Source organism: Bacillus sp. S10(2024) (assembly GCF_050473865.1).
In the GTDB taxonomy this organism is placed as follows: domain Bacteria; phylum Bacillota; class Bacilli; order Bacillales; family Bacillaceae_G; genus Bacillus_A.
This window is the reverse complement of sequence record NZ_JBFLUR010000002.1, coordinates 4,019,994-4,037,805: the sequence shown is the minus strand read 5'-3', so window position 1 is coordinate 4,037,805 and position 17,812 is coordinate 4,019,994. Positions and strand designations below refer to the sequence as shown.

21 protein-coding genes and 1 riboswitch are annotated in these 17,812 nt (G+C 36.7%); of the genes, 2 read left to right on the top strand and 19 right to left on the bottom strand.

Going from position 1 to position 17,812, the window contains the following annotated elements; all coding sequences use genetic code 11:
• Positions 1-30: 30 nt before the first annotated feature.
• The 12 genes from sufU to AB1280_RS20385 all read right to left on the bottom strand — a co-directional run bounded on the left by sufU (position 31) and on the right by AB1280_RS20385 (position 9,357).
• On the bottom strand, positions 31-462 hold the full coding sequence (sufU, locus tag AB1280_RS20440; RefSeq protein ID WP_272189179.1) for a Fe-S cluster assembly sulfur transfer protein SufU: 432 nt from the start codon (positions 460-462) through the stop codon (positions 31-33).
• Positions 452-1,672, bottom strand: coding sequence for a cysteine desulfurase SufS (sufS, locus tag AB1280_RS20435; RefSeq protein ID WP_272189178.1), 1,221 nt, complete (start codon positions 1,670-1,672; stop codon positions 452-454). The genes sufU and sufS overlap by 11 nt, the downstream gene beginning before the upstream one ends.
• On the bottom strand, positions 1,672-2,964 hold the full coding sequence (gene sufD / locus AB1280_RS20430) for a Fe-S cluster assembly protein SufD (RefSeq protein WP_272189177.1): 1,293 nt from the start codon (positions 2,962-2,964) through the stop codon (positions 1,672-1,674). Before sufD ends, sufS begins: the two co-directional genes overlap by 1 nt.
• 15 nt (positions 2,965-2,979) lie before the next feature.
• A complete protein-coding gene (gene sufC / locus AB1280_RS20425; protein WP_272189176.1) occupies positions 2,980-3,765 on the bottom strand; it encodes a Fe-S cluster assembly ATPase SufC in 786 nt (261 codons plus the stop codon).
• Positions 3,766-4,000: 235 nt separating this feature from the next.
• Complete coding sequence (metQ, locus tag AB1280_RS20420) at positions 4,001-4,813, bottom strand: methionine ABC transporter substrate-binding lipoprotein MetQ (RefSeq protein WP_429756814.1); 813 nt, start codon at positions 4,811-4,813, stop codon at positions 4,001-4,003.
• Positions 4,814-4,891: 78 nt separating this feature from the next.
• Positions 4,892-5,557 carry a methionine ABC transporter permease gene (locus tag AB1280_RS20415; protein WP_272189173.1) on the bottom strand — a complete coding sequence of 222 codons (666 nt, stop codon included), beginning with the start codon at positions 5,555-5,557 and terminating at the stop codon, positions 4,892-4,894.
• On the bottom strand, positions 5,550-6,575 hold the full coding sequence (locus AB1280_RS20410; protein WP_272189172.1) for a methionine ABC transporter ATP-binding protein: 1,026 nt from the start codon (positions 6,573-6,575) through the stop codon (positions 5,550-5,552). The genes AB1280_RS20415 and AB1280_RS20410 overlap by 8 nt, the downstream gene beginning before the upstream one ends.
• 284 nt (positions 6,576-6,859) lie before the next feature.
• Positions 6,860-6,967, bottom strand: a riboswitch (SAM riboswitch).
• Between the two features lie 127 nt (positions 6,968-7,094).
• Positions 7,095-7,439: a hypothetical protein gene (locus AB1280_RS20405; RefSeq protein ID WP_429757377.1), complete on the bottom strand. Its 345-nt coding sequence runs from the start codon at positions 7,437-7,439 to the stop codon at positions 7,095-7,097.
• A gap of 154 nt (positions 7,440-7,593) precedes the next feature.
• On the bottom strand, positions 7,594-7,893 hold the full coding sequence (locus tag AB1280_RS20400; protein ID WP_272189169.1) for a thioredoxin family protein: 300 nt from the start codon (positions 7,891-7,893) through the stop codon (positions 7,594-7,596).
• 11 nt (positions 7,894-7,904) lie between these two features.
• The gene (locus tag AB1280_RS20395; protein ID WP_272189168.1) at positions 7,905-8,249 is read right to left on the bottom strand and encodes a toprim domain-containing protein; all 345 of its coding nucleotides are present in this window, start codon (positions 8,247-8,249) and stop codon (positions 7,905-7,907) included.
• Between the two features lie 316 nt (positions 8,250-8,565).
• Entirely contained in the window at positions 8,566-8,949 is a 384-nt protein-coding gene (gene gcvH / locus AB1280_RS20390) for a glycine cleavage system protein GcvH (protein ID WP_272189167.1), read from the bottom strand.
• 42 nt (positions 8,950-8,991) lie between these two features.
• Positions 8,992-9,357 (bottom strand): arsenate reductase family protein, encoded by a 366-nt coding sequence (locus AB1280_RS20385; protein WP_272189166.1) that lies wholly within the window; start codon positions 9,355-9,357, stop codon positions 8,992-8,994.
• Between the two features lie 359 nt (positions 9,358-9,716).
• Between AB1280_RS20385 and AB1280_RS20380 the strand changes: the two genes are divergently transcribed.
• Entirely contained in the window at positions 9,717-10,163 is a 447-nt protein-coding gene (locus tag AB1280_RS20380) for a DUF3978 family protein (RefSeq protein WP_429756813.1), read from the top strand.
• Between the two features lie 145 nt (positions 10,164-10,308).
• Here the strand turns inward: AB1280_RS20380 and AB1280_RS20375 are convergent, their stop codons facing one another.
• A complete protein-coding gene (locus tag AB1280_RS20375) occupies positions 10,309-12,027 on the bottom strand; it encodes a methyl-accepting chemotaxis protein (RefSeq protein ID WP_429756812.1) in 1,719 nt (572 codons plus the stop codon).
• Positions 12,028-12,475: 448 nt separating this feature from the next.
• On the opposite strand from AB1280_RS20375, the gene AB1280_RS20370 reads away from it, so the two are divergent.
• Positions 12,476-13,117 carry a phosphatase PAP2 family protein gene (locus tag AB1280_RS20370; protein WP_272189163.1) on the top strand — a complete coding sequence of 214 codons (642 nt, stop codon included), beginning with the start codon at positions 12,476-12,478 and terminating at the stop codon, positions 13,115-13,117.
• A 100-nt stretch (positions 13,118-13,217) separates the two neighbouring features.
• Here the strand turns inward: AB1280_RS20370 and AB1280_RS20365 are convergent, their stop codons facing one another.
• The 6 genes from AB1280_RS20365 to AB1280_RS20340 form a co-directional block, all read right to left on the bottom strand.
• Positions 13,218-14,231, bottom strand: coding sequence for a PTS transporter subunit IIC (locus tag AB1280_RS20365; RefSeq protein WP_429756811.1), 1,014 nt, complete (start codon positions 14,229-14,231; stop codon positions 13,218-13,220).
• 20 nt (positions 14,232-14,251) lie between these two features.
• A complete protein-coding gene (locus AB1280_RS20360; RefSeq protein WP_429756810.1) occupies positions 14,252-15,202 on the bottom strand; it encodes an L-lactate dehydrogenase in 951 nt (316 codons plus the stop codon).
• Positions 15,203-15,538: 336 nt separating this feature from the next.
• Positions 15,539-15,787 (bottom strand): spore coat protein, encoded by a 249-nt coding sequence (locus AB1280_RS20355; RefSeq protein ID WP_272189160.1) that lies wholly within the window; start codon positions 15,785-15,787, stop codon positions 15,539-15,541.
• 13 nt (positions 15,788-15,800) lie between these two features.
• Complete coding sequence (locus AB1280_RS20350; protein ID WP_272189159.1) at positions 15,801-15,986, bottom strand: hypothetical protein; 186 nt, start codon at positions 15,984-15,986, stop codon at positions 15,801-15,803.
• A gap of 95 nt (positions 15,987-16,081) precedes the next feature.
• Positions 16,082-16,639 carry a TetR/AcrR family transcriptional regulator gene (locus AB1280_RS20345; protein WP_429756809.1) on the bottom strand — a complete coding sequence of 186 codons (558 nt, stop codon included), beginning with the start codon at positions 16,637-16,639 and terminating at the stop codon, positions 16,082-16,084.
• A 3-nt stretch (positions 16,640-16,642) separates the two neighbouring features.
• Entirely contained in the window at positions 16,643-17,365 is a 723-nt protein-coding gene (locus AB1280_RS20340) for an MBL fold metallo-hydrolase (RefSeq protein WP_429756808.1), read from the bottom strand.
• Positions 17,366-17,812: the final 447 nt, after the last annotated feature.

Sequence of the window (17,812 nt, the reverse complement as noted above, 5' to 3'; positions counted from 1 at the left end):
GATAACCTCTTTTTTAGGAAGTGATCTGCATTACTTCTCTTCGTCCAAGCCTTTTTCTAACGCTTTCCAAGCTAATGTTGCACACTTAATACGCGCTGGAAATTTGCATACACCTTGTAATGCTTCAATATCTCCTAAATCAATGCTGTCATCATACTCTTTTCCTAGCATCATATCAGAGAAAATTTTCGAAAGCTTAAGCGCTTCTTCAATTTTCTTTCCTTTTACTGCTTGCGTCATCATAGAAGCGGAAGACATGGAGATAGAACAACCTTCTCCTTCAAACTTCGCCTCTTGTACAATCCCATCTTCTACTTTCATCGTAAGTTGAATACGATCGCCGCAAGTTGGATTGTTTAAGTTAACTGTAACACTATCTTCTAACACGCCATGGTTACGAGGATTTTTATAATGATCCATAATAACTTGGCGATATAACGTATCTAAATTATTAAAAGACATTTGTGAAATACTCCTTTGTTTTCGTTAGCGCTTCAACAAATGTATCAATTTCTTCTTTTGTATTATATAAATAGAAGCTTGCACGTGCTGTAGAGGAAGCTTTTAACCACTTCATCAGCGGCTGTGCACAGTGATGTCCTGCACGAACCGCAATGCCTTCTACATCTAATACTGTCGCCACATCATGCGGATGCACTTCCTCGATATTAAATGTAACAAGACCAGCGCGATGCTTTGGTCCATAAATTGTAACGCCATCTACTTCTGATAGTCTTTCTAAAGCGTACTGCGCTAATTCATGCTCATGCTTTTCAATATGATCAAGACCGATTTCTTCTAGGAAATCAATTGCCGCTCCGAGTCCGATTGCATTACCGATAATCGGTGTACCTGCTTCAAACTTCCACGGAAGCTCTTTCCACGTAGAATCTTGTAAGTCTACGAAATCGATCATTTCACCGCCAAATTCAATTGGCTCCATATTCTCTAGCAATTCCTTCTTACCATATAATACGCCGATACCTGTAGGCCCGCACATTTTATGAGCGGAGAATGCATAGAAATCACAATTTAAATCTTGTACATCCACTTTCATATGAGGCGTACTTTGTGCACCATCAACGACCATGATTGCACCATTTTGATGGGCGATTTCTGCGATTTCTTTTACAGGATTAATCGTTCCAAGCACGTTTGATACGTACATGATAGAAACGATTTTCGTATTTGGTGTAATTGTTTGACGAACATCTTCAATAGAAATGGTTCCGTCTTCTTGAAGAGGAAGATATTTTAGTATTGCGCCTGTTTTCTTCGCAACTTGTTGCCAAGGAATGATATTACTATGGTGCTCCATGTAAGAGATGACAATTTCATCGCCTTCTTTTACATGTTCCATACCGTAACTTGCCGCAACTGTATTTAACGCCGTTGTTGTACCGCGTGTAAAAATAATTTCTTCCATCGATTTCGCATGAATAAACTTACGAACTTTCTCGCGTGCACCTTCATACGCATCGGTTGCTTTCGTACCGAGCGTATGAACACCGCGATGCACATTCGAGTTGTACTCTTTATAGTAACGTTCTAACGTTTCAATGACTTGAATTGGTTTTTGAGAAGTTGCCCCGCTGTCGAAATAAACAAGTTGTTTGCCGTTCACCTTTTGATCAAGAATTGGAAACTGTTTGCGTATTTCATGAATATCCATTAGCGAACTTTCCTTTCGATTACCTCAACAAGCTGTGCTTTTACTCCTTCAATTGGAAGCTCATTTACTACAGGTGCTAAGAATCCATGGATGACTAGACGCTCTGCTTCTTTCTTCGGAATACCACGGCTCATTAAGTAGTATAGTTGTGTAGGATCTACGCGTCCTACAGAAGCTGCGTGACCTGCCATTACATCGTCTTCATCAATTAAAAGGATTGGATTTGCATCACCGCGTGCTTTTTCATTTAACATAAGAACGCGAGAAGATTGCTGTGCATTTGATTTAGATGCACCGTGCTCAATTTTACCAATCCCGTTAAAGATAGATGTTGCACTATCTTTTTGAACACCGTGTTTTAAGATGAAACCTTCAGAGTGTTTACCGAAGTGAACAACTTTTGTTGTAAAGTTTTGCGTTTGATTGCCACGGCCGATTGTTACTGTTTTTGTATCAGCAAATGAACCGTCGCCCATTAAGTTCGTTACGTTCTCAGAAATTGTGTTTCCATCGTTCATAAGACCTAATGCCCACTCAAGACGGCCGTCTCGTCCAACTACGCCGCGGCGGTTTACGTAAGATGTCACGTCTTTCGCTAATAAGTCAACTGCACCAAATTTCACTTGTGCGCCTTGCTCTACAATGACTTCCGCCACGATATTTGCAATACCTGTAACAGTTTCATTTGCCACGTAGTTTTCTACATATGTTGCAGAACTATTTGCATCTGCAACAAATAATACGTGGTTATAAACATTTGCTTCTTCGCCGTCTACTAAGAATACAGCTTGAAGCGGTGTTTCAAGAACAACATTTTTCGGAACGTATACAAACGCACCGCCATTGATTAGTGCAGCATGAAGTGCTGTTAAGCGATGCTCGTCAACTTTCACGCCGTCCTTCATTAAGTACTTTTGTACTAGTTCAGCATGCTCAGTTGCAGCTGTTACGATATCTGTTAAAATAACGCCTTTTGTTTTTGCTTCTTCTGCTAAAGAAACAAATGCAGTTGTACCAGTGCGTTGTACAAGTACGTTATTATTTTCATCAATTATATTTTTCACTGCTTCTGGAAGTTCTTCTAAAGAACCTACAGGCTCTTGCTTTGTAGTTTTACCTTTGCCGATAAAATCCCATTTATCAATTTTCGTTTTATCTGGCGTTGGCATTGGAAGTTCAGTTGCTTTAGCAAGAGCTTGTAAGCGAAACTCAGTCAACCAAGCAGCTTCATTCGCTTCGCTTGCAAATTGACGGATAGAATCTTGATCGAAAGGTAATGTACCAATTGTCATGTTTATGCTCCTCTCTTACGCTTCTTGCTCTTCTGTTTCGTCTTCAATACCTAGTTCTTTTTTAATCCAGTCGTAACCTTCAGCTTCTAAACGTTGTGCAAGCTCAGGGCCTCCAGATTTCACAACACGACCATTCATCATAACGTGTACATGATCTGGAGTGATGTAATTTAATAAACGTTGGTAGTGCGTGATCATTAAGCAACCGAAATCTTCGCCGCGCATTTCGTTAATACCTTTAGATACAACTTTTAATGCATCGATATCAAGACCAGAGTCAATTTCGTCTAAGATTGCGATTTTTGGCTGAATCATCATTAATTGAAGAATTTCGTTACGTTTTTTCTCACCGCCAGAGAAACCTTCGTTTAAGTAACGTTGTGCCATTGATGGATCCATTTCTAGGAATTCCATATTTTTATCTAATGTACGGATAAATTTCATAAGAGAAATTTCATCGCCTTCCGCGCGTCGTGCATTAATTGCAGAACGTAAGAAGTCGGCATTTGTTACTCCGCTAATTTCACTTGGATATTGCATTGCTAAAAATAGACCAGCTTGTGCACGCTCATCTACTTCCATTTCTAATACATCTTCACCGTCGATGATGATGCTACCTTGTGTTACTTCATATTTTGGGTGACCCATAATTGCAGAAGATAAAGTTGATTTACCCGTTCCGTTAGGTCCCATGATTGCATGGATTTCTCCACCTTTTACTTCAAGGTTTACACCTTTTAAAATTTCTTTACCATCAATTGATACATGTAAATCTTTAATCGTTAATGTAGAACCAGCCATCTCTATACCTCCAATAATTCTCTATATACATTTTAAAAATTCCTAAAACGTTCACATTCTCATTTTATTCTCATTCTAATTTTATATCAAATAAAATGATATCGCAAACGTTAAAAAATGTAACAATTTTTCTACAAATACGAACAGGAATATTCTGCACATTATATTATGATACACCTTTCTTCCTAATTATATAAAGAAAAAAGGGCCGAGAAATTCCAGCCCTTTTTTCACCTTATTCACTTACAGGAAGCACTGCTCCTTTATATTCTTTCTTAATAAAATCTTGAATTTCTTTTGAATGTAATACTTCTATAAGTTCTTTAATTTCTTTTCTGTTTTCATCCCCTTTACGAACAGCGATAATATTTGCGTAAGGAGAATCCGATCCTTCAATTGCAATTGCATCTTTTGTTGGATTTAATTTTGCATCAATTGCATAGTTTGAGTTAATGAAAATTGCATCACCTTCATTGTTCTCATATAACTTTGGTGTAAGACCTGGTTCAACATCCGTTTTAAATTTCAAGTTTTTCGGATTTTCTACAATATCTTTTTCTGTCGCTTTTACAACATCTACGCCATCTTTCAGTTTAATAACGCCGCCTTTTTGCAGAAGTGCTAACATACGTCCGCGCTCTGATACGTTATTACTCATAATTACTGTTCCACCACTTGGAAGGTCTTTTAAACTTTTGTATTTCTTAGAGTAAATTCCCATAGGTTCTAAATGAATTTTTCCGGCATTTACAAAGTTATATCCTTTTTCTTGGATTTCCTTCTCTAAATACGGAATGTGTTGGAAATAGTTAGCATCAAGTTCTTTACTAGCTAACGTTTGGTTTGGTAGTATATAGTCTTGGAATTTTTTCACTTTTAATGTAATACCCTTTTTTTCTAACAATGGTTTCGCTTTTTCTAAAATAACCGCATGCGGTACGTTAGAAGCACCCACTACAAGTGTTTTCTTATCTTTTTCGCCGCTACCACAAGCAGCTAATGCAAATACAAATACAGCAATAAGTGCTGAAAATAATACCTTTTTCATATTCTGACACCCTTTCTTTTCTAAATATTCTAAATAGTTTTTTTATAAAAAGTCTTCGTCTGAGACGAAAACTCTTCTTTATCTTTTATCAAGTCGCTTCGTAAAGAAGTCACCAAGCACTTGAATAATAAATACGATTACAAGCACAAGAATTGTTGCCATGAGAGTTACATCGCTATTGTTGCGCTGGAATCCTTCTAAATAAGCAAGTGTCCCAAGACCGCCTGCACCAACTACTCCAGCCATCGCTGTGTAGCCCACAAGTGCAATCGCCGTTACTGTAATACCCGAAATGAGTGCTGGCAAAGATTCTGGTATCAGTACTTTTAAAATAATTGTACTCGTCTTTGCCCCCATCGCTTTCGATGCTTCGATGACACCTTTATCAATTTCACGAAGGGCAATTTCAACCATTCTCGCATAAAACGGCGCCGCTCCAACAATTAATGCTGGCAGTGCAGCACTTGCTCCAAGAATTGTGTTTAGAAGAAACTTCGTAAACGGAATCAGTAAAATAATTAAAATAATGAACGGGATAGAACGGAAAATATTTACAAACGTACCGATTATAACATTGACTGGTTTGTTCTCCCATAAATTATCTTTTCCTGTAAGGAACAGTAATAACCCTAGAATAAGACCAAATACAAATGTTGCCAGTGTGGCAATTGCTGTCATATATAGCGTTTCCCCGGTAGCTTCTAGCATTGTATCCCAATCGACATTTTGAAGCAGATTATCCATGTGCAATCACCTCCAGCTCGACTTGCTCTTGTTGAATCGTTGCAATTGCTTTTGCAATCACATCTTCGTCGCCATTTAAGTGGACAATTAAGCTTCCATACGCCCCGTTTGCCGTTTGTGCAATATTCCCTTGCAAAATGCTCACTTCCACTCCATCTTGCTTCATTAAATCTTGTAAAACTGGTCTTTCTACTGCTTCACCAATAAATTGCAGTTTCACGACCTTTCCTTCCGGATATTTCTCTTCTAAATGCTCGATTGCTTCATCCGCATCTTCAGAATCTGTTATTTGCTTAACGAAGCGCTTTGTAATGTCTTGCTGCGGATTACGAAATACATCTAACACGCTGCCACTTTCAACAATCTTCCCTTTTTCCATAACTGCAACGCGGTTACAAATTTTTTGAATGACATGCATTTCATGTGTAATAAGTACAATTGTTAACCCAAGACGCCTATTAATATCGAGAAGCAAATCTAAAATTTGATCTGTTGTTTCTGGATCTAACGCTGACGTTGCTTCATCGCACAATAATACTTTCGGATTATTCGCTAGCGCTCTCGCAATACCAACGCGCTGCTTTTGTCCACCACTTAGCTGAGATGGATACGCATTTCCTCGCCCTTCTAAACCAACAAGACGAATTAATTCATCTACACGCTGATCTCGTTTCTCTTTTGTCACCCCAGCAATTTCAAGCGGGAAAGCAATATTTTCACGAACAGTTCGTGACCAAAGCAAGTTGAAGTGCTGAAAAATCATCCCGATTTCTTGACGTGCTTCGCGAAGTTCCTTACCTGTAATTGCCGAAATTACACGCGCTCCAATCGTAATCTTTCCAGACGTTGGTTTCTCCAACTGATTAAACAAGCGAATTAACGAACTCTTTCCGGCACCACTATAACCGATAACGCCGAAAATCTCGCCTTTTTCTATTTGTAAATTCGCATCATCCACAGCAGTAACATCACCGTGTTTAGAACGATATATTTTCTTTACATTCTCCAATATGATCATAGATGTCACCTCTTTTTTAATTAAAAAGCGTAAGCGGCTCGTTCAGCTCTGATCGGCTAAGGTTCTCGCGCACAAAAGATGCTTTTTATCTTTTCGTGCGGGAGGTTCTTAGACGCGAGGAGCTAGCCGTTGAAGCTAGATTATAAAAGCGTAAGCGGCTCTCCGCCATCACTATAAAAACGTTTTGTTGTTCAAGCATCCTCCTTACACCGAGACAACAAAAAAACCTTTCTGCTTTAAAATGAGCAGAAAGGTTTATATACATAAATTACTATTATCCTTTCCTCTCATCTCTCAAAGCATTCGCTTTGCAGGAATTGGCACCATTTCAACATAAGTTGACGGTTGCCGGGTTTCATAGGGCACAGTCCCTCCACCTCTCTTGATAAGAGAAAATCAGATATAAATTTCGTCTGATTTTATCGTTATGAAGTTTTCGTTATTTTATGTTTTGAATTGTATCAACGCATGAAATAGATGTCAACAGAAATTTTTAGCAAAAAATAAACTTTCTGAAAGTTAAGCGCCAACTCTTAACGGTTTGCAAATATGAAATACCGATTCTAATAATAACATCGTTCGATAAGTCCCTTTATATGTAATCGCATTTCGGCGCAATAGCGACTGCAAGCGGACTTGCCCTGTAATCAACAATCGCAAATCTGTTTCTTGAAAACAAACAAGCTGTTCTGTTCCCACCGCACCATTTATAAGTTCAATTTTCTCTCTTGAAATATTTAATGAATAACATTCATCTTGGAAAGTAAAACAAACAATCTTCTCGAATTGTGGTAATAATGGTTCTAAGTGACATTGCGTATCGGCATATGTTACAAATGATTGAAGCAGTGAATACAATTTCATCTTTATCACACTCCTCATATCACGTTTTACATATAACCATTCCATTTTTATAACGCGCTCTCCTGTATCATTCTCTCGACAAAAGCTGTACCAAAAAACATTTATTCCTTACTATTTCCCAAGAAATATGTCGAGGCGGCAAAATTTTTGCCGCCTATTGTAATTCCATATATAAATATTCCACAGATTGAAATGCATATATTTTCTTTACAAGCTGATTCTTCTCAAATATAAGTAAACACGGAACACTTTCAATTTGATACTCCCGCGCAAAATGCGGTGCATAATTTACATTCAGCATTCCAATTTCTAAATGAGACAACGCTGCCTCAACAACCGTTAACATTTTTTTCGCAAGCTGACACGTACCACACATTGGCGTATATACGTATAACACCGTTTTTTCTTGGTCTCTAACTGCAGCTTCTGCTTCATGTCCTGTCCAATCAATCATTGTACCATTCCTTACCGTAAAAATTCTGTATAGACGTCAATGTCAGCTCCCCATAAAACGTTCGCTAAATGAGATGACGGTGCAGTCGCAACCTCTCGATACGAACGGTCGATGTAAATATGTTCAGCATGTGGAAATTCTCGGCGAAACTGTTTGCGTAATTTCTCTCCTGCATCATCTGCATCCACAAGAACATATACTTCTTTATCATACAGCTGGTCAATGAGTTCATCCATTTTCGACAAACTAATTGTACCATTTGTACAAACAATTTCCACCGGTTCTCTAATAATCGTTTCGATCTTTCTCTTATCTGACTTACCTTCAACAATAATTACTTTTTCCACATAGACCACTTAGCATCACCCGATCAGCATATACTATGATACAACCTTGTCTTTAGTATATAGTATATTCGATATTTTAATGTTGTTTCCTGTTTATTTTTGTGATTAAAAGCGGAAGCGGCTCGTCTAGAATGTGCGGGGGATGGAGCTTCTGACGTAGAGGTGCAGGAAATGGGCCCTGACCGCTTCTATGCATGGCCAGATGTTCTTGCGCACCTAAAAAGAAAGGTCTTTTTGTTGGTTTTTCAATCGGCATTTCATATAATACAAATACCTTTAAAAACCGCACAACTAAAAAAGACAGCTCTCAGCTGTCTTTTTTAGATTAGTCTTGATTAATCATTTCTTCGTATTGTTCTGCAGTTAATAATTTCTCTACTTGACCTGCATCTTCAAGCTCAACTTTAATCATCCATGCACCTTCGTATGGAGACTCGTTAACAAGCTCTGGCTTGTCATTTAAATCTTCGTTTACTGCTACAACTTTACCTGCTACAGGCGCGTATAATTCAGAAACTGTTTTAACAGACTCTACACTTCCGAATGGCTCGTCAACTGCAATTGTTGCACCAACTTCAGGAAGTTCAACGAATACGATATCTCCTAATTCGTGTTGTGCGAAATCTGTAATACCGATAATAACTTGGTTGCCTTCAACTTGTACCCATTCGTGTTCTTCAGAGTAACGTAATTGTTTTGGAATGCTCATGTCTGTACCTCCAATGAATGTTATTAATTATGTAAAAGCACCTTATTGGTACTTTTTCCACACGCTTTCAAATTGCTCTTCGTTAAAGCCAACCGTTACATCATTACTGCCTGTTACAATTGGTCGTTTGATTAACATGCCATCAGAAGCGAGCATGTCCAACATTTCTTCTTCACTTGCATCTTTTAGCTTTTCCTTTAACCCAAGCTCGCGGTAACGCATTCCACTTGTATTAAAGAATTTCTTTAGTGGTAATTCACTATTTTCATATATACTACGAAGTTCCTCCTTAGAAGGTGGATTTTCAACAATATGAACCATTTCATACGCTACATCATTTGCATCTAACCATTTTTTTGCCTTTTGGCATGTTCCACATTTTGGGTATGAATAAAATGTTACTGACATACATTCACCTACTTTTCACTAACCTTTATCCTTATCATATAAGAAATATTTTTTCATTTCAAACTTTTACTTATTTCGCTAGAAATTTCTTTTATCCTGCAAAATTTTTATTTTTTTTACAGGTTCTTAAAAACATTTCACTATCGAAAAAAATTATCTCAATAGAATATCCATAGACATTTATATATAGTTTTTAAAATACAAAATGTTATATTAATTTATATTGTTTTTTAATAAATCATCATGTATTCTCTTTAATGAACAATAAAAAATTACCCTTATGTATTACTTGAAATTTTTATATTAGTTCTTTTGTTCTATATGTTATAGCACATAAAGAAAAGGAGATTATTTATTATATGGAGCTACCAATTCGCACAGTAATCCAGCAACAAATTTACGAATTTCCAGATCAAACTACAATCCAGTTGCAACTTGAAGAGCTCGATAAGTTCACCGATACAAAGTTAAAAACAACAACATTTTCCATTACTATAAACAAAGAAATTCTCCAGTTTCAAATAACAACACAAAGCGGCATAAAAAATGAAAATATGTATTGTAAAACGCACGCCATTCCTGTAAAGGCATTTCACTACATCCTTGTATCGACACAAGAAGATTCAGAGCAAATGAATGCGCATATACAAGTATTTGGACATCAAGGTGAATTTCTCTTACACGAGAAACTTTCTTTACATCATATAAATGGCGTTTGTGCAACGAGTTCGGGATTTACAGAATTTTTAGCACCATTAAATGAAAGGATTACCAAATATATCAATATATATAACCAATCTATTTAAGTCCTTGCATGATATTTTATTGAAGTAATAATGCTGCAAAAAAGAAGAAAAAGAGACGACTGTCAAATCCCCACTACTTAAACGCTAACACATTTTGAAATTGGGGGCTTTTTAATTAGCCTTCTCTTATATTTATAGATAATGTTTATCCTTCAATTTTAAATTGTGAAATCAATCCTTCTAATTCTTCGATTTTTCCTTTTATTTGCATAGATTGATTTGTTATTTCTGTAATTGACGATGCTTGTGTTTGAATTGCTTTTACAGTCTGATTCGTATCTTTCGCTACTTTTGTAGAAGTTTCTGATACTACCAATAATGAAGCGTTAATTTCTTCTGTTCCAGCGGACATTTCTTCTGTTGTCGCTGAGACTTCTTGAATTTGATGTGATATTTTATGAATGTCTTTCATAATAATTGAAAATGCTTGGTCTGCTTCATTAGCAGCATTTCTTCCTTGTGTTGCTTCTTCTTGCCCTTTTTTCATGATTTGAACAGTATCTTTTGTATCTTGTTGGATAGACTTAATTAAATCATTAATTTCACTTGCCGATTGCTTTGACTGTTCAGCTAAATCTCTCACTTCAGCTGCAACAACTGCAAAACCTTTACCATTTTCTCCTGCACGGGCTGCCTCAATTGCAGCATTTAAAGCAAGAAGGTTTGTTTGCTCCGCAATATTCGTAATCGCATTTAAAGCTTTATCGATGTCTTGCGTACGCATAACAAGACGTTCTATCACCGTAGATGTTTCCTCAACAACTTTATGAACATTATTCATTTGCGTAATAGATTGCTTGATAACTTCACTTCCACTATTCACACGATCTGTTGTGACAACAGCAACTTCAGCAACAGTTGATGCGGATTCAGCTACTATTTGAACGCCATCTGCTACGTCATTCATTGCTATCGAACTCTCTTGAATACTCGTAACTTGTCCTACTATTTGTTTGTTCACTTCGTGAATTGTTTGAACAGCTTCGGTAGAGATTTGAGATGCCTGTTTTGTATTCTGTAACATGCTATCTGTAGAGGAAATAATTTCTTCTGTCGTTATTTTGATTTTCTCCATTAGTTGTTGCAAGTTATCTAACATATGATTAAAAGAAGTAACGATATTTCCTAATTCATCATTTGATTCATAGGAAGTACGTATCATTAAATTACCATTTGCCACTTGTTCCATATCATGCCGCAGTAAAGCAATTGGATTCCTAACGGATCTTTTAATAATATATCCAATGAATATAATACTAATAGCAGCTATAACTGAAATAACAATAAACATAAGCACTGCATCCCGCGCACTATTGATATTATTTTCCTGTAATTTTTCTGCTTGATTACTATTATAGCTGATGAGCTCTTGAATAGATTTAGCTGTTTTTTGCATGCTAGGATCGACTTCTTTTAAATAGTAAGCATACGCCTCTTCATTTTTATTTTGAATTGCTAAACCTTTTGATTTATCTATATGCGTTCTTAATTCATGAAGATTGTTCTGAAAATTTTCATATAATTGTTTTTCTTCTTGCGAGCTTATTCCAGACTCATACTTTTTTAATAACTCATTATTTTTGTTTCGTGCTTGCTCCATGTTACTTACTAATTGTTCATTTCTTTGTTCGTCTGTTGTAATCATAAGTTCTGTCAGGTTCTTAAGTGTATAATGAAAATTAGATTCTACAGATTCTATCCAGTAAATCGGAAGTAACCTTTCTTTATACATACTTGCAGAAGATTCACCTGTTTTCTTTAATCCCATAACTCCTATGATCGATAAAAGAATACATGCAATAGTGGCTGTAATCATTAACATGTTTAATTTTGTACCAATTTTACTATTTTTTAGAAATGACATTAAGTCACGACCTCCTTGTTTATCTTTATATTACGTTAAATAGTTTATAATAAAAAAAGAGAAATAGCGATATGTAATATGTATCGTTATTTGTCTTTTCTTTGAATAAATAAGGTGGTTAATAAAAAAAAGATTATAGAACGTTTTGACTGTGCCAATTCTCTAGCTAGCGTTTTAAACAAACGTTTGATTAGTGCCATAAAATCGAACATACTACTTAAACAAACGTTTGATTAAGGCATAAAAAACGAACATACTACTTAAACAAACGTTTAATTAATGGTAACTTCTCTTAAGCACACCTGCATCAAGACCTCATAATATGATATAGTGACAAAACTGTAAGGTTATTTGTAAAAAATGTTAGAAAAATCGATGGTTCATTTATATGTTTTATATTATAATTTTTCAAGTTCTAAGTTATTACATTACAAATAGGAGAATTACTATGAAAAATAATAAGTTTTCAGCCTTTATCCCATTATCTTACCTACTCCTACTTATACCTGTAAGTGCCCTTTATGACGTGCTCAATCACTCCACAGTAGGCGCTGTAAATGTAACAACAAAAATAGATGAATGGATTCCATTCACAAAAGAATTTATCGTTCCATATTTACTTTGGTTCCCTTATTTATATGGCGCTCTTATTTATTACTGCTTTGCAGATCGAAAACTCTATTATGTTACATTAAGTAGTGTCCTATTCGGGAAACTCACTTCCTTTAGCGTCTATTATATGTGGCAAACAACAGTAACACGCCCTGAAGTAATCGGCAATGATGTATTTGCTAATTTAGTACGCTATATTTATAGTCTCGATCAACCAGTGAATTGTTTTCCTAGTATTCACGTACTCACAACATTTGTCATTATGATTACAGCCTTTAAGCGAAAGGAACAAAGTAAATGGATGTACTGCCTGCTAATATTTGTTGGTGTGCTCATTATTTTGTCTACCTTATTTACAAAACAGCACGCCTTTGTAGATGTGGTAGCAGGTGTCGTACTAGGAAGCTTCCTCTATGCAGCCATGCACTATGTATTTGAATCACGTGAGCAAAAGATTACTGTGCAAGCCGGCGTATAATCTATAACAACAAAAGCAGACTGTGGCTTCTTCAGTCTGCTTTTCTCTATGTAAGAGGAGATTTTCAAATTGGCATATTTTAAAACACTCTTACTAGTCTTTAAGATTGTGGTACAGTCATGTCGCCAGGTTTAATGCGACCTGTTTTTTTCAAAATCATATACAGTATATAAGAAACAGCTACTGGAATTACGATATAAGTAATCATCATCGCTGGAACAACGCTCAATCCTTTGCTTGAAATCAAATTAATTGGTGCGATTAAAGAACTAAGTCCAAGACCTGCAATTTCTTTCCCTGCTGTGATTTGGAAGACAAGCGCTGATACAGGACCTACAATCGCACTCGCAACAACAGTTGGTACAAGAATCATTGGATTTCTAGTGATATTCGGAAGTTGCACTTTCGGTGTACAAAGAGCTTGCGCTAAAATACCGCCTAAATTATTTTCTTTCGCAGAAATAACAGCGAATCCAATAAATTGAGCGACGCATCCTGCAAGTGCAGCACCGCCTGCCACACCATCTAAGCTAAGTGCAATTGCTAGAGCTGCTGATGACGCTGGAGACATTAATAACAACCCCCAAACAACTGCAAGTACAATAGACGCGATAAACGGGTTACCAGCTGAGCTATCTTTAATAAATTCCCCAACTGTATTTAAGACCGGCGTAATATTTTGAGATAACCAAATACCGACTAAACCTGAACCTAATATTGACGCAAACGGAACGAGCATCATATCTAAAGCTGTTTTTCCGCTTAACCGTTTACCGATATAAATCGCTAGCGTCGCTGTTAATAACGCACCGATTGGTTCGCCAGTTTTAATCATTAAACCGGCTGTAGTAATCGAAATCGCTCCAGCTCCAATCGTTCCTGCAACCATCGCTGAGAAAATGACAAGTCCATTTGCTCCGAGCATAAAAGCAATCCCTGCTCCAATTGCCGGCGCCATAAGTGATTTCGCAACAATTCCGATTGTAATTAACGTTGGAATATCGACAATTCTTCCTATATTCTCAATCAGTAGGCCAATTCCAAGAGATACGAAAATACCTTGTGCAATTCCTGCAGACCCTTTAAATATACGAGGCATGATATATTCCTTCATCTGTTTTACCTTCATCTAATCTAGCAACCAATTATTTTCATATAGTCACGTAAAATATCATTTGATTGTGCAAATTGACTTTCTTCAGCTTCTGTTAAGCTCAGCTCAACAATCTCTTTTACACCATCTCTTGTTATGATAGCTGGGACACCTGTACAAATTTCATACTCACCATATTCACCATCTAGAATTGTTGATACAGCCATAACACGATAATCATCATTAAAAATAGAACGTGCAATATAAGCTAAGGAGTTCCCGGTGCCGTAATAAGTTGTTCCTTTTCGTTTAGAAATTTCTAAACCCGCTTTTGCAGTTTGTTCAACAATCGAATCTAAATCAATATCTGCAAATCGTTCTTTTTGCTCTTCTAAAATTTGGAGAATTGGTTTTCCGCCAACTGTTACGTGAGACCAAGCAACCATTTGTGAATCGCCATGTTGTCCTAATGAGTAACCGTGAATGCTACGCGGATCCACCTCAAATATTTCAGACAAAATTGTTCGTAAGCGAGAAGAATCTAAAGATGTTCCAGTACCAATCACACGGTTTCTCGGAAGACCGGATAGCTTCCAAACTTGGTAAGTCATAATATCAACTGGATTAGAGGCAATTAAGAAAATACCTTGAAATCCGCTGTTCATAACCTCTGACACGACACTTTCCATAATTTTCGCACCTGCTCTTAAAGTATCCAGACGACTTTGTCCTGATTTTGGAGTAGGTCCTGCTGTAACAATAACAATATCCATATCCTTACAGTCTTCATAAGTTCCTGCATATACTTTTGTTCTTGTATTTGTAAAATTCATGCAGTGTGACAAATCCATCGCTTCGCCAACTGCTCGTTCATGATTAATATCAATTAACACTAATTCTTCACAGATTCCTTGATTCACAATAGAATACGCACAGCTAGATCCAACTAACCCAGTACCTATAATTGCAACTTTTCTTGTACTTCTATTCATGATGATCTCCCCTGCTTCCTAATATAGCCTTCTTTGTTTTATATAACTCACACGTTTTATTATAGAAGCTTTTACCATAGAAACCATGTACAACTTGTGAAAAGTATCACAAATAATATAGACATTTTATGTCCCTTTGCACATAATTCCGACAAAGTTCCGAATGTTTTATTTTCACAAAAAAGCGGGTAACGTCTCGATTACGTTATCCGCTTTGAAATATTTCTGTTTTTATCCCGCTATTTGCGGGCAGTATTACTGCCCGTAAAAGCCCAATTGATGAGAGCTGATAATTAGCGGGCGATGAAGGTAACCCCCACTGATTAAAGTTTCACTTTATTGTGCATTCAATTGACTTTTTAACTGCTGTACAACCATTGGATTTGCTGCAGCTGCTGGTTGATAATAGCCTTTTTGCATCGCATATTCATATAAATTACGTTGCCTTACTTCATCTTGATTACGAATTTGAATTAACGTTTGATGTAATTGTTCATTATTCGCTTGCGCAATGTAATTTGCATAACCCGTTAAACTTGCATTTAACCCGGCTAAGTAATCGTTCACCATATCTTTTTCATTCATATTCTCTGCACTCCTATCCTAGAAACGACATTAATCGCTGTTTCGTATTTTGTGCATCTTGCACATCTTTTTGTAACATTTGCTTCAGCTGCGGGTCCGTACATGTCTGTGCATACTCTTGTAATTTGTTAATAACTGTTGCATGCCCGCCAATCAGATGACGCAAATTTTCTACTTCAAGTTCAGTTAAATTTTGCATTGTGACGACCTTCCTTTCTTTGTTCATTCACGATTTAGTATTTATTTCTTTTGAAATTGTATGCACGAAAAAACCTTAGAATCGCTTCTAAGGTTTTATCCTTTCATCACATACAGTCCTTTAATAAATGTTTCCAATAATAAATGTAAACTCACATCTAACTCCAGCGGCAACCCAAATCCGCCTTGTTGTTCAATTGACGCAAATCCGTGACAAATACTTCTTAGTCCGCGCGTCGCATGAAGTACATTCTCTCCTTCTAAGCCGTATTGCTGTAAAACCCGAAGACAAAGCTCTACAATTCCGTCTCCTGCTTGTTGCACTTCTTCATCCCGTAAAAAAGTTGCTTCATACAATCCAGGATGTTTTCGGACAAATGATACGTACGCTTCTCCTAATGCATGAATTGCTTCGTCCATACTTTTATCCTCAACCGCCTCTTTCAGTGCCCCGTGTAGCTGCTTTATTCCGTAAATACCAAGATGCTTTCGGACATCTTGTAACCCTTCCACATGATTGTATAGAGAAGGAGAACGTATTCCCAGCCTTTGCGATAATGACGCTAATGTTACTTCTTGTATGCCATTTGTATCTGCGATTTCTGCCGCTGTGACTACAATTTTCTGTAATGTAAGTCCGATTCTCGGTGACATAAATTAACCCTCTTTCATACTTTCTATATTTCGCTTTGCTTCCTCAATGGCACAGTCTATTGCAGCGCCTGGATTATTTATCATTTTTCCATGCCCTGCCGCGAGTAAGGAAGGCTCATATTCTCTTAGCCTTTCTGCACTCTGTAATGCTACTTCTTTACTCCACGTTGCCATTGCAGGAAACGGAAACCAAAATTTCATTTGTCCCGAAACAGCTGTGCCCCCTCTTGTTTGAAATGCATCTCCTACAATAAGAGCGTTATTTCGTGTATCAAGAAACGACATGGAGCCTGGTGTATGTCCAGGTGTCATAATCGCAAGAAGCGATCCAATTCGGTCTCCATCCTCTAATAAAAAATCTGGTCTCGTCTTCACCTTTTTAGGTACACCGCCCTTTATCGGCGTATTCGGTTCATCTCTTTGTAATGTCGTATCTCCTTCTAACAGCCTTGCGTCCCGCTTAGAAATATAAACTGGAACATCAGGAAGTACTTCTTTTAATGCGTCTAGTGCACCGATGTGATCATCATGCGCATGTGTTAATACAATATTAGTAATCGGCTTTCCTATTTTCTCAGCCGTTTGTAAGATGCCTTTTGCGCTATATGGCAAAGCCGCATCAATTAAAGTTAAACCATCTTCTTCCTCTACAAAATAACAATTTATAGGAAACACTCTTGGTAAAAATGACAATTGATATACTGTTTTTTCGTGCACCATTCTCATATTTCCAGCTCCCCTTCCGAAAACTAATGGTATTAGTTTCATTATACTAATGCCATTAGTTTTCGTCACTAGAAATTCCATTTTTGGGCAAAAAAAGAAGTAGCCGTTTTATATTAAGTAGTTCCGATAACGTGAAGAAACATTAGAATAGCATTGTAAATCAAGGAGAAAAGTCGTACAGGTTTTATTCTCGTTTTTTATTTTTATATAAGATTTTATTGAGTTTTAACATGCTGATATTGGCTATTGTCACACAAAAATTTCAGGTGTAATTTTTGTTGTTATTTGAGGTTTTAAGGGGGTGAAAATCTGAAAAATAAGGTAATTTATGTTAAAATAATTATAGAGATTATGATGTTGCTTAATTTAATTAAAGGGCAGGTTTATGGTAAAAACTAAATTAGTAATTGATTTATGAGAGGGCTGTTGTTTTTGAAATATTACCTA

Excerpts from the sequence above, each read along its gene's own strand:
- AB1280_RS20375 (WP_429756812.1), bottom strand. The coding sequence starts at position 12,027 with ATGTCATTTCTAAAAAATAGTAAAATTGGTACAAAATTAAACATGTTA.
- AB1280_RS20355 (WP_272189160.1), bottom strand. The coding sequence starts at position 15,787 with ATGAATGAAAAAGATATGGTGAACGATTACTTAGCCGGGTTAAATGCA.
- AB1280_RS20350 (WP_272189159.1), bottom strand. The coding sequence starts at position 15,986 with ATGCAAAATTTAACTGAACTTGAAGTAGAAAATTTGCGTCATCTGATT.
- sufU (WP_272189179.1), bottom strand. The coding sequence starts at position 462 with ATGTCTTTTAATAATTTAGATACGTTATATCGCCAAGTTATTATGGAT.
- AB1280_RS20340 (WP_429756808.1), bottom strand. The coding sequence starts at position 17,365 with ATGAGAATGGTGCACGAAAAAACAGTATATCAATTGTCATTTTTACCA.
- AB1280_RS20410 (WP_272189172.1), bottom strand. The coding sequence starts at position 6,575 with ATGATCATATTGGAGAATGTAAAGAAAATATATCGTTCTAAACACGGT.
- AB1280_RS20360 (WP_429756810.1), bottom strand. The coding sequence starts at position 15,202 with ATGAATAGAAGTACAAGAAAAGTTGCAATTATAGGTACTGGGTTAGTT.
- gcvH (WP_272189167.1), bottom strand. The coding sequence starts at position 8,949 with ATGAGCATTCCAAAACAATTACGTTACTCTGAAGAACACGAATGGGTA.
- AB1280_RS20365 (WP_429756811.1), bottom strand. The coding sequence starts at position 14,231 with ATGAAGGAATATATCATGCCTCGTATATTTAAAGGGTCTGCAGGAATT.
- sufS (WP_272189178.1), bottom strand. The coding sequence starts at position 1,672 with ATGGATATTCATGAAATACGCAAACAGTTTCCAATTCTTGATCAAAAG.
- AB1280_RS20400 (WP_272189169.1), bottom strand. The coding sequence starts at position 7,893 with ATGATTGATTGGACAGGACATGAAGCAGAAGCTGCAGTTAGAGACCAA.
- AB1280_RS20380 (WP_429756813.1), top strand. The coding sequence starts at position 9,717 with ATGGAGCTACCAATTCGCACAGTAATCCAGCAACAAATTTACGAATTT.
- metQ (WP_429756814.1), bottom strand. The coding sequence starts at position 4,813 with ATGAAAAAGGTATTATTTTCAGCACTTATTGCTGTATTTGTATTTGCA.
- AB1280_RS20370 (WP_272189163.1), top strand. The coding sequence starts at position 12,476 with ATGAAAAATAATAAGTTTTCAGCCTTTATCCCATTATCTTACCTACTC.
- sufC (WP_272189176.1), bottom strand. The coding sequence starts at position 3,765 with ATGGCTGGTTCTACATTAACGATTAAAGATTTACATGTATCAATTGAT.
- AB1280_RS20415 (WP_272189173.1), bottom strand. The coding sequence starts at position 5,557 with ATGGATAATCTGCTTCAAAATGTCGATTGGGATACAATGCTAGAAGCT.
- AB1280_RS20385 (WP_272189166.1), bottom strand. The coding sequence starts at position 9,357 with ATGTCAGTAACATTTTATTCATACCCAAAATGTGGAACATGCCAAAAG.
- sufD (WP_272189177.1), bottom strand. The coding sequence starts at position 2,964 with ATGACAATTGGTACATTACCTTTCGATCAAGATTCTATCCGTCAATTT.
- AB1280_RS20345 (WP_429756809.1), bottom strand. The coding sequence starts at position 16,639 with ATGTCACCGAGAATCGGACTTACATTACAGAAAATTGTAGTCACAGCG.
- AB1280_RS20405 (WP_429757377.1), bottom strand. The coding sequence starts at position 7,439 with ATGAAATTGTATTCACTGCTTCAATCATTTGTAACATATGCCGATACG.